The sequence below is a fragment of the Flavobacterium franklandianum genome, from assembly GCF_007097365.1.
Lineage (GTDB): Bacteria > Bacteroidota > Bacteroidia > Flavobacteriales > Flavobacteriaceae > Flavobacterium > Flavobacterium franklandianum.
In genome coordinates this window covers 1-11,107 of record NZ_VJZR01000029.1, presented here as the reverse complement: position 1 = coordinate 11,107, position 11,107 = coordinate 1, and the positions used below count along the sequence as shown (strand labels likewise).

At 31.2% G+C, this 11,107-nt stretch carries 10 protein-coding genes and 1 pseudogene; all 11 read right to left on the bottom strand.

Annotated elements, in window-relative coordinates:
* Positions 1–649: 649 nt before the first annotated feature.
* Positions 650–1,264, bottom strand: coding sequence for a hypothetical protein (locus FNW17_RS15970; RefSeq protein WP_144072183.1), 615 nt, complete (start codon positions 1,262–1,264; stop codon positions 650–652).
* 107 nt (positions 1,265–1,371) lie between these two features.
* On the bottom strand, positions 1,372–3,099 hold the full coding sequence (locus FNW17_RS15965; protein WP_144072182.1) for a phospho-sugar mutase: 1,728 nt from the start codon (positions 3,097–3,099) through the stop codon (positions 1,372–1,374).
* 30 nt (positions 3,100–3,129) lie between these two features.
* Positions 3,130–5,520 (bottom strand): GumC family protein, encoded by a 2,391-nt coding sequence (locus FNW17_RS15960; RefSeq protein ID WP_144072181.1) that lies wholly within the window; start codon positions 5,518–5,520, stop codon positions 3,130–3,132.
* A 6-nt stretch (positions 5,521–5,526) separates the two neighbouring features.
* Entirely contained in the window at positions 5,527–6,297 is a 771-nt protein-coding gene (locus FNW17_RS15955) for a polysaccharide biosynthesis/export family protein (protein ID WP_235893296.1), read from the bottom strand.
* 273 nt (positions 6,298–6,570) lie between these two features.
* Entirely contained in the window at positions 6,571–6,759 is a 189-nt protein-coding gene (locus tag FNW17_RS15950; RefSeq protein ID WP_144072180.1) for a hypothetical protein, read from the bottom strand.
* An 18-nt stretch (positions 6,760–6,777) separates the two neighbouring features.
* Positions 6,778–8,178, bottom strand: a complete 1,401-nt coding sequence (locus FNW17_RS15945) for an exopolysaccharide biosynthesis polyprenyl glycosylphosphotransferase (RefSeq protein ID WP_144072179.1) — start codon at positions 8,176–8,178, stop codon at positions 6,778–6,780.
* A complete protein-coding gene (locus FNW17_RS15940; protein ID WP_144072178.1) occupies positions 8,175–8,618 on the bottom strand; it encodes a VanZ family protein in 444 nt (147 codons plus the stop codon). The genes FNW17_RS15945 and FNW17_RS15940 overlap by 4 nt, the downstream gene beginning before the upstream one ends.
* Positions 8,619–8,772: 154 nt before the next feature.
* Entirely contained in the window at positions 8,773–9,258 is a 486-nt protein-coding gene (locus FNW17_RS15935; RefSeq protein WP_144072177.1) for a glycosyltransferase, read from the bottom strand.
* Positions 9,259–9,262: 4 nt separating this feature from the next.
* A complete protein-coding gene (locus tag FNW17_RS15930) occupies positions 9,263–9,706 on the bottom strand; it encodes a glycosyltransferase family protein (protein WP_144072176.1) in 444 nt (147 codons plus the stop codon).
* 1,018 nt (positions 9,707–10,724) lie between these two features.
* Positions 10,725–10,847, bottom strand: a complete 123-nt coding sequence (locus tag FNW17_RS16820; RefSeq protein ID WP_394344386.1) for a DUF4372 domain-containing protein — start codon at positions 10,845–10,847, stop codon at positions 10,725–10,727.
* Between the two features lie 20 nt (positions 10,848–10,867).
* Positions 10,868–10,954 (bottom strand): annotated as a pseudogene (locus FNW17_RS16815) (DUF4372 domain-containing protein); the annotation flags it as partial.
* Positions 10,955–11,107 lie beyond the last annotated feature (153 nt).

The window sequence follows — 11,107 nt, the reverse complement described above, 5'->3', positions numbered from 1 at the left end:
ATAAAAATCTAAAATATTCATATCAAATCTATTTAGATTTTAAAGATACAAAATAATTAGGTGTTAATACGGATAAGAATATTATATAAATACAGTTGGTCAATATGGAAATGAGAATGTAATTCAGAAATACATTCAAAATCAAGGAGAAGAAAAGACAGTTTACAAATCGTTTAGCAAAAACCAGCTACGATTAACTTTTGAATAACACGATACCTCGAGGCTCTGCCTCGGGGTAATTCATTACCGAAATATACACTTTTTGGCGATTTAACAGAACCATTTTTAGTGTTATTTTAACATAAGTTATTAACAATCAATTTGTTAGTATGTTTTTAAGGGATGACTAAATAGAGTTGTGCCAATAATTTTATATAAATTCTAGTAGATGTTAAATAAATAATGCCGATTGAAAATCTATATTTTCAATCGGCATTATTTAGTTGCAAGCTTTAAGTAAGCTATTTGATCCTTTCAAATAGCTTACTTAAAGCAGTAATAATAAAATTCACTTCGTCGTCGATTTGCCTGATGTTGCATTTCAGTACAATTTGACTTTTTTGTTTCAGGAAGTAGTAGTCCTGTTTCTTTTTTCACTATTTTCAGATAATTCTTCCTCAAGAATTGACTCTGTCTTTTTTATTTCTTCTTATTTATATACATTATCGACAACTTTCACTTTATCCCCCCGGTTGGAGCGCCAAACTAAACCTAAATTATATTGATAATGGTTATAAACGGATGGATATAGCGGGGACAAACCTACTTTTCCAAACCCCTGAAAACTCACCCCATAATGATTCGAGATCCAATAGCGGCCTCCACCGGTTATGTTAAGCGTATTATTCCCATTGTTTTCTAAAAAGAAACGACCTAATCCTAAACCTGCATACATTTCTATTTTTTTGCTGTTGAATAAATATTCGTTAAAATAAAATTGACCTACAGCATCAATACTGACATACCCTTTTTCTACTGATCTAATCACTAATTGATTCGTTGATATAGTTAAGCCAATAGACAGTTTCGATTTAAATCGACGTTCTGCGGTTATAAAAAAAGGCGTTTTAAAACTGTATACAGCATCAAACGGCAAAGGGCTTTCTCCATTATCTATTGCATTTATCCCTAATGCAATAGTATAGTTTGGCGGCACTGCGTTACCAACTCTAAATGGCTGACTTGGATTTTGATCCTGAATAGCTTGGGCACAAATAATTGAAGTAGATAGAAATAAAATTCCTATTGATAAAATTGTTTTCATATTTTGTTTTAATAATTTAAAAAAATCGTAAAATCTAATAGTTAGAGAGTCATACAATTATCCTATCAGAAGTGTTTTTCATTTTTTTTTAATGTTAGGTATAGCCATCAATTCAATTGCATATCTGTAATGATATTCTTAATTTTATCATTTAAAAGAGCTTCTGTTTTTATGAAATTATCTACGATATCCAGAGTAACATTTACACTGATATAGAATTTAATTTTTGGTTCGGTTCCGCTGGGTCTGGCACAAATTTTAGATCCATCTTCCGTGTAATAAATAAGAACATCCGCTTTAGGAAAGTATATAGATTTTTCTTTTCCAGTTAATACATTTTTTACTTTTGATGTTTGGAAATCTTCCACCATAGTTACTCTTTGACCATTAATTTTTTTCATTGGATTTTCACGTAGCGAAACCATCATATGATGGATTTCAGCTAATCCTTCTATACCTTTTTTAGTGATTGAAATCAAATGTTCTTTATAAAAACCGTGTGTTACGTATAATTTTAAAAGTTCTTTGTAAACTGTACTGCCCCTTTCTTTGGCTTGAGCGGCAATTTCACAAATCAACAAGGTGGCTGCAACGGCATCTTTATCTCGAACGGCATCTCCTACCATGTATCCAAAACTTTCTTCCCCTCCACCTATGAATTCCAACTCTGGAAAGTCTTTAATCATTTTGGCTATCCATTTAAAACCGGTGAGACCCATTTTGCATTCCACTGCATAAGCCGTAGCCAGTTTTGTAATCATTGGGGTCGAGACAATAGTGGAACCCACGAATTGTCTACCGTCTATTTTTCCTGCTTTTTTCCATTCTTCCAATAAAAAGGCAGTCATCAAAATCATGGTTTGATTTCCATTCAATAAGATCATTTGACCTTCGTTGTTGCGAACGGCTACGCCCAGCCGGTCGCAATCAGGGTCAGTACCGACAACAATATCCGCCTTGGTTATATCGGCTAATGCCAAAGCCATGGCTAATGCTTCTGGCTCTTCTGGATTGGGAGATTGTACCGTGGGAAAATCCCCGTCTGGAATGGCTTGTTCCAAGACAATATGAACCTTAGAATAACCTGCCTGAGCCAGTGTGTCAGGAATGACTGTTATAGAAGTTCCATGCAAAGAGGTGAATACAATTTCAAGATTTTCTTTGGCTTCTTTTGTCGTGTCGAAACTGGCATTTGCAATGGATGATGCTACAAATGCTTCATCAATTTCGGCGTTAATATATTGAATTAAGTCTTCATTGGCTTCAAACTTGATTTGGCTGTAATCCAATTTTTCTATGGCATCAATAATGTTCCTATCCTCTGGAGGCACGATTTGTCCCCCGTCTTCCCAATATACTTTGTAACCGTTGTACTCTGGAGGGTTGTGAGAAGCCGTAAGTACAATTCCACATTGACAATTTAATTTTTTTACAGCGAATGATAGTTCGGGTGTAGGTCTTAAACCTGAAAAAAGATACACTTGAATCCCATTGGCCGAAAAAACATCGGCAACCACTTTTGCTAAGCTGTTGCTATTGTGCCGACAATCATAAGCAATCACCGCTTTTAGGGTCTGATTTGGGAACGATTGTTGCAAATAATTCGATACACCTTGGGTACTTTTGGCAAGGGTATATTTATTGATTCGATTGTTTCCAATACCCATTACCCCGCGAATACCGCCAGTTCCGAATTCAATATTTTTATAAAAACTTTCTTCTAATTCTTTTGGTTCAGAAGCCATCATATCCTGTACAGCATCATGAGTAGCTGCATCAAAGACAGGTGTTAACCACTCTTTTGCTAGTTTTAAAATATCGGGTTTATGTCTCATAAACGTATTCATTTTTTTATACAAGTAAGATTAGTTTGAAAATAGTTTTCTGAATACTGATTTTTTATACCATAGTTTTTTTTCAACTTCATCATAACCATAACCATAACCATAATTATAGCCATATGAACGAGAAAAGTCAACACAATTAATAACTATACCCACATTATTTAATTTTTCATTTTTATCCAATTTAAAAATATAATTAATCAGTTTTTTGTCTGTGACTCCCTTACGAACTACGAATAAAGTAGTATCTGCAAATTTCGATATTATAAGGGTGTCAGAAACCAATACAGTTGGAGCTGTATCGATGAGGATAAAATCATATTCTTTTTTTAATTCCTTTAGTAAAGTTTCAAAACGAGGGCTGGATAATAATAGGGTTGGATTGGGGGGAATTGGACCTGATGTTAAAATATCTAAATGAAATGCTTTATTATAATTTGATTCGGATTTAAGAATCAGGTCTTGCCATTTTTGGCTTGGATCATGCAAGTAATTAGAAATCCCTTTACTATCATTCAAATTCTTATTTAAATATTTATGCAATTGGGGATTTCTAAGATCCACACCAATCAATATCGTTTTTTTATTTAATTCTGCATAGGCCATAGCCAAATTATAGGAAACAAATGTTTTTCCTTCTCCTTTTATAGCACTCGAAACATAAAGTACTTTTCCCTCCTTATTTTCATTATTTGGGGTGATAAAATTAGTATTGTTACGCAAAGCTCTAAAAGCTTCTTTAGTATGAGATAAGCTCTTTCTAATGTTTGACTCAAAAGGTATTTCAGCTAAAACAGGTATTGAACCCATTTTATTTGCTACATCTTCAACTCCATTTATTTTATCGTCTAACATAAAAAAAAGGAATAAAACAGCAAAAGGAATTCCAATTCCTACTATTAAAGCAAAAAGGTACAAAATGCTTTTTTTAGGAGAAATAGGATTCATATCAGCTCGTCCAGCGTCAATAATTTTAGCATTTGGTTCTTTTACAGAAAGTGTAATCGCAGTTTCTTCTCTTTTTTGAATAAGATATAAATAGACTCCTTCTTTAATTTTTTGTTGTCTGTCAAATATTCTAAATTCTCTTTCTTGGCTAGGAATATTACTTATTTTTCCTTGTAATACATTATCTTGTTTCTCTAAATCGGCTCTTTTTACTATTAAACTAGATCTTAGTTGCGCTAAGCTTTCTTTAATATTTCGGTCTAGTTCGTCTAATTGTTCGTCTAAGTTCGATAGCACATAATTTTTTAGAGTACCGTCTTTAAGAATTCGATTGCGCTGTAGCACTAATTGATTGTACTCCACTATTAACGGATTTGTTTGAGTTGAAGTAGTCTTTGGAACAATATCTATAGGCACCAATTCTGACTTACTCTTATTTTTCATAAAATCAATCATGATGGATAAAACACGTAATTGCGTTTCTGTTTCGATTAAATTAGTTTCAAATTCAGAATGGCTTTTCAAGTATATTCCTGCATTGGCAGTAATATCAGTTAATTGATTTGTTTTTTTGAAGTTTTCCGACTGCACCTCTACATTCCCTAATTCATATGATATTACTCCTAAACGTTTTTGAATAAAATCCTGAGTGTTTTCAGAAATTAAATTTTTATCTTTAATAGCTTCTTCATTGTAAATTTGAACTAATTCATTTAGAAAATCTTCTGCTTTTTCAGGGACTGTATTAGAAATACTTAAATTAACAACACTGCTTGTTTTGCTCAAAGCTTCTACAGTTAATACCTTACTGTATATTGATCCGACTTTCTTAATATTTTCAAAATTTATTATATACAATTGACCTATAATAGCTTTAGAATTAAAACTAGGTAATTTTTGAATTTTAATTTTGGCTTCTTTAAGTGTAATAGGAGTGCCAAAGTTAAAATCACCCAATATAATTTCATTTTCATTAAGCAGTTGAAAACGGCTGGCAGAAAGGATTTTAACCATAAATAATTGTGAGGTCTTATAGAAAACTTCAGACGCGTTTTCGATAGCAAATTCAAAAGGCTGTGTTGTTTTATATAACTCTATATCTCTAATAGAACCCATTTTAAAATAAGTTGTAGTAAACTTCAAGCTTTCTACTGCTTTCTCTACTAAGGTAATTGAATTTAGAATTTCTATCTCATTGTCCACATTATTTTTCATACCTGTTAGCAACCCCATATCGGCAAAAGCACTTAATTCAGAGTTCAATCCACCCTTTTTTTCATCGCGAACCACAATTTTAGAAATCGCTTTGTATTCTGGATTAACATACCGCAATTTAGAAAAAGTGAAGCTTATAGTTATCAATACACTAAGTACAAACCATTTCCAATAATATAAATATTTGGCAAAATTTTGGAATACGTTTTGTTCTTGTTCGTCTTCGTAGAAATCTAATTGATCTTTCATAATAAATTATCTAAACAGTAATACCGCAATGGTAGCTAATATTGAAATTGAAGATAGGATTACAGTGGTGTTCGGCCCTACTACCGATGCATTAATTTTAGTTTTATTTGGATTTACCACAACCACATCGTTTTGTGATAAATAATAAAAAGGAGAGTTTATAAAATCTGCTTTTGTAATATCGACTCTTTGGTATTTTTTAACTCCATTATTTTCTCTAATAATCAATAGGTCTGAACGCTTTCCATAAATAGTCAAATCGCCTGCTTTTCCCAAGGCTTCTAACAAAGTAATACGCTCAGTATCAATAGAGAAAGTGCCGGGACGACTCACTTCTCCTAAAACCGAAATTTTAAAATTTAAAATCCGTAAGTTGATACCTGGATTTTTTATATACTCGGAAACTAAGACTTTTAATTTCTTATTAGCTTCACTTCGAACCAATCCTGCTAATTTTACTTTTCCAATAACTGGAAAATCAATTTCACCTTCATTGTCAATAAGATAGGTTTTTATACCAATTTGATTTTTTCCAATATCATAATTCCCTTGTATTAGAGGCAAATTAAATGGAATGGTACTTTCAGGATTTTGGGAAGAAACAATAATACTCAACAAATCATCGGGCTGTAAAACAGGCTCATACTTCAGTGTCTTTTCCTCAGAAGGTTTTGCATCCACATTTTGAAGATACGTAATTTTAGCTCCAGAAGAGCAAGAAGTTAATGCTGCCATAAATAAGAGCTGAAGTAATTTTTTTTGGTATTTAATAATCATTTTTAGGAGTTTTTTTCAATTTAATACTATTTAATCTCTTTAGGTTTAATTCCTCGAAGCTCTGCTACGTTTTCTTTTTTTGGGACAAAGATTCCACAGATTCCGTAGATTTTAGTCTGTAAAATTGTGCTTGACTTTGCTAATACCCCTTGGGCTATGCCCCGAGGTAATTTATTAGAAAAGGATTTTAAGTGAGAAGTTTAAACATACGTTACAATCTTAAAACAAATTTAATAACACTATTATTTAGTAAATTGGTTTACTAAAAAAGTATTAAATGGAGAATTCTTTAGCTTCCATATCAAAGGTTTTTTTAATCTGCTTATTCAATTTTTCCATGCGCTCCAATTGTTTTTTTTGTATCTTATCTTTTACATAATACTTGTACAATTCTTTTCCAATAAAAAAGGAGGCAATAGAAATACCCGAAAGCAATCCTGCTAAATAATAAGTAATGTTCATAATCAATATATTTATGGTCTAAAATGCATTTACATCCCCTTTCAGGGTAATAATCACTGTCAAAAAACAGATTTTTATATCTTTAATCAAACTCCAATTCAAAACATAATTAATGTCAGCGTTCACTCGGCGTTTCATATCTATAACTTCTTTAGTTTCGCCTCTATGACCTGAAACTTGTGCCCAACCGGTTATGCCTGGTTTTACAAAATGACGCACCATAAAATTGTGAATCAAATCATTATAATCATCGGTGTGCTTCAGCATGTGTGGGCGAGGACCCACTACACTCATATCCCCCAACAACACGTTGAAAAATTGAGGTAATTCATCTAAACTCGTTCTACGAATAAATTTTCCAATTGGAGTTACCCTATCATCTTCCTTTTGTGCCTGTTTGCTATCACTGACCGTATTTACGCGCATGCTTCTAAATTTATAACACCAAAATGGTTGATTTTTTTTTCCGGTTCGCAATTGCTTGAATAATATAGGACCCTTGCTTTGTTTTTTTATAAGAAAAGCCAAAATAGGGAATAGCCAAGAAAGTATCAAAATAACAACCAATAGGCTAAAAATGACATCAAAGACTCTTTTAATCAATAGGTTAGAGCTTTTTTGAAGCGGTTCTTCGCGAGGTTTTAACACCTGAAAATTATGGTAACTACTAGAGCTAAATTTCTCTTTTGACAGCATTGAAAAATCGGGCACAAACTTTAATCGCATACATAACTTATCTGCCAATTCAAAAAAATGATTCAAATCAGTAATGTATTTGGGCTGCACCACAATATACATTTCTTGAATTCCAGTTTTCGAAGCATTTTCTATGGCATGCTGTAAGACAGCTCCAAATTCTTTTTTGCTTTTATATTTTAGTTCTGATTCGGAATTGATAATTCCCAAAAAGTTCAAAAAATGCGCATTTTTCTCAATTTGAGAAGCCAATCCAATACTTGTTTTATTAAAACCCCAAATCGCTACTTTAAATGGGTTTTGTATCCAATTTTTCATATTGATTAAAATATAGGTAATGGTAATTCGGGAAAAAAGACAATACACCATTAAAAAACTGGAGGAATAAACATTGGATTCAAATACAAAATTATAATTTTTTGATGCGTGAATCAGGTAAATGTAACTTTGCCAAAGAAAGGCTTGCAACAAAAAAACGCGCCAAGTATACCTATAAAAAGCGTCCAGATTAAATTCGGTATCTAAGGGATACAAGCGAAAATATAATGCAGGAAGTATCCAGCAAAACAATCTTGCGCTTGTTAAATTGTTTAAGAAAAAATAATCCCAAGCTACATTAGATAGTTGAGCATATCTCAAAAAAATAAAAGATGCGACTATAATGGCCAATACATCGGCTAGGATACAAGAAAAAATAAAACTATACTTATGTCTATTTCTCATTTTTTTATAAAAATTAAAATGGTAATAAATTTGAAAATAGAATACAAAACACAGCCCAATAGACTGCCAAATATCCCGTAAACTACATCCATAGAATCTGGATGTCTATGGGCAATAAAAAACTGTCCTCCTTCAACAATACAAACTAATACTGCAGCACACGTTAGGTTGAAAACCCAAAAGGGAATTTTTATTTTGGCTCCGGTCGGAGCGCTAATCGAATACCAGCATTGCATCAAAAAGCTCAAGGCAAAAAATGGTATCGCAGTTCTTAAGTTAAAATGATGGTTGCTCCATGCTAAAAGCCAAGAAGGCAAGTACGTTTCTTCTCCTAAATGACCATTGGGTAACCACGAGAGATAAAAAATTTCAGTAACAAAAAAAAACAATAATAAAACTACTAGAAAGTGTATGATTATTTTTGTAGTTTTAAATTTCATTGAAGGTGAAAAATTTTTTGTTTTAAAGAAATATTTATTTAAATATATAAACAGATTTTTAAACATTTTAAAAGATGGTTTTAACCTATAATTTTAAGTAAAAATTTAATCGTACTTTGGAAATTGCGATAAGTTTTTACAATTTATTAAAATCTCAAATACTAATATCTTTCCGAATTGAATCTATTAATGAACTAGAAGCATAATTTCCAATAATAGGAATGTTACTTTTATCTCTATTATTTATAAAATTTAATATTTTCATTTCAAGTTCTTCTATATTCCTAGCTACATTAAGTAAACCTAGAGCTTCAAGATGTTTTGCAGTTGCAATTTGATGATCACTTCTATGCTCCATTAATTTTTTTTCTCTTGCTAAAACGATTAAATCCTTTTGATTAACTAGCGCAGAAATGATTGTTCCCATTCCTGCATGAGCAACAATTAATTCAGCCTCATTAAAAAGTTTTTCAAAATCGGTAGGAGATATAAAATCAAGACTTTTCATATTTTTGACTTGCAATTTTGATCTTGTTGAAACTTGTGCGACTATATCTAATCCAAATTTAAGTGCAATTTGATCCATAGCTTCTATGAGTCTATCAAACGGTTCCTGTGTTCCTATTGTTACAAATATCATACTGTTATCCTAAAACGTTTCCAAAAAATTTCACTTTGTTATCTTCCAAATGTCCCCATTGAGTATAAACAACGTCTGCCACTTTTGTAGCTATTTTGCCGCTCATAGAAATTTGTTCACAATTAGCAATACTATCAACCCATATGGTCTTAATACTAAACAATTTACCAATAAATAATGCAATAAGACCCGGAGCAGCTCCAGTTGTTATAATTATATCAGGTTTAGATGTTTCAACTACTTTTAGTATAGCAAAAAAACATTTTACTAATCCATATTTATTCCAACGGTTACCATCGGGTATAGAATAGAATTTTTTACCATCAACCATTGTCGAAAAACTTTGTTTTGTAGACATAAATTCAACAGTTACATCTTCAAATGCAGGCATCAATCGTAGTAATTGAATCCAATGACCTCCGATAGAGGAAACAGCTAATACTTTCATATTTATTTATTTATTTATTTATTTATTTATTTATTTATTTATTTAAAAGCTCTAGTGTCCACTTAAAATAATTTGAAAACCAGCTGGTTAGAATTAAGTTCATTGTAATTATTGTAATGTTATTTCATAAGTAATTGATTTACATATGTTTTACCGAGTAATAACATTGTTAATATTTATTGAATTTAGCAGATTGTTTTCAAGTTTTTAGAAATTATTTGCACCGATCAATATGCTATTATTGCGATGTTAATTTGCATGCAAAGAGAATTTTCTGTTTTTCGTTAGAAAGATCATTTTTTTTGGTTTTCAATATCAAAACACTTCACTTTTTGTATCTTTTCTGGATAATTTTTGAAGTATAAAGCCATCTATTTTTATTATTTGGTCATAAATAACTCCTATATATTTATTCTTTTTTTTGGAATACATTCTTCTGAATTTTCAATTTGATTTAGCGCTTACAAAAAAACTAGTCCATTTTGTAATTCTATAAAGTCTTAAGTAATCAACATAAGCAAGTAAAAAATATAATAGACAAAAGATTAGTAATTGATTTTATCTAATTGTTTTAACATCATAACTATTCGCCTCTGTTATGCGAATAAAGACTAGGAATCAAAAAATAAAAAAGTTTTATTCCTGTTTTAGTTTTCTAAAATCGGCCCACCGAAACACTCAAACATCAGTAAATCGTTGAAGAAACGAATGCATAAATATTGCCTTTCATTTCAAAATTATCATTGCTGTTTTTTTCTTGAGCAATCAATATTAAATAGAAAGAATCAATTATTGTCGTATTTAAAAAGTTACACATTTAATCTTACCATATAAGGGCATATAAGTTCACATAAGCGATTAAATCAAAAACTTAAATGTTCTTATATGCCCTTATATGGTAAAAAAAACGACACTATTTTGTTCTCATTACTTAAATGGTTAGTAAAATCTTCAAATATTGATAATTACGATCTTCATTTGTCTGGAAAAATTGCAATGAGTACATTTTTACCAACCCCTAAATAATATAATTTTGACTGATTGATTTATGTGTTTGGATAACAGTTATCACATCTCTCAAGTTCTCACGAGAGGATAATTGACCAAAAAACATACATAAAAGTAGATTCTGAGAAGTGATGAAATGTCTACTTTTTTATTGCCGTTATACTTCGCTACAAGTCTATCAAAAACACGTTGTGGTAAAAATTCAACCAATTGGGAAAAGACATATTTCCTGTGATTCATATTAGTAAAATTAATTTACGAACATTAGTGCTGGTGCGTTAAATAATTAGTTTAATTATCAAAAATATTATATTGTTGTTCATTGACATTTTGATTGTTTTGAAAGTTACCCAATAATTCACCTACCGGTGTTTTATCAAAAGCAGATATACT

What these genes read in the sequence shown, in the direction of transcription:
- FNW17_RS15935 (WP_144072177.1), bottom strand. Translation starts at nt 9,258, where the DNA reads ATGATATTTGTAACAATAGGAACACAGGAACCGTTTGATAGACTCATA.
- FNW17_RS15930 (WP_144072176.1), bottom strand. Translation starts at nt 9,706, where the DNA reads ATGAAAGTATTAGCTGTTTCCTCTATCGGAGGTCATTGGATTCAATTA.
- FNW17_RS15960 (WP_144072181.1), bottom strand. Translation starts at nt 5,520, where the DNA reads ATGAAAGATCAATTAGATTTCTACGAAGACGAACAAGAACAAAACGTA.
- FNW17_RS15970 (WP_144072183.1), bottom strand. Translation starts at nt 1,264, where the DNA reads ATGAAAACAATTTTATCAATAGGAATTTTATTTCTATCTACTTCAATT.
- FNW17_RS15965 (WP_144072182.1), bottom strand. Translation starts at nt 3,099, where the DNA reads ATGAGACATAAACCCGATATTTTAAAACTAGCAAAAGAGTGGTTAACA.
- FNW17_RS15940 (WP_144072178.1), bottom strand. Translation starts at nt 8,618, where the DNA reads ATGAAATTTAAAACTACAAAAATAATCATACACTTTCTAGTAGTTTTA.
- FNW17_RS15950 (WP_144072180.1), bottom strand. Translation starts at nt 6,759, where the DNA reads ATGAACATTACTTATTATTTAGCAGGATTGCTTTCGGGTATTTCTATT.
- FNW17_RS15955 (WP_235893296.1), bottom strand. Translation starts at nt 6,297, where the DNA reads ATGATTATTAAATACCAAAAAAAATTACTTCAGCTCTTATTTATGGCA.
- FNW17_RS15945 (WP_144072179.1), bottom strand. Translation starts at nt 8,178, where the DNA reads ATGAGAAATAGACATAAGTATAGTTTTATTTTTTCTTGTATCCTAGCC.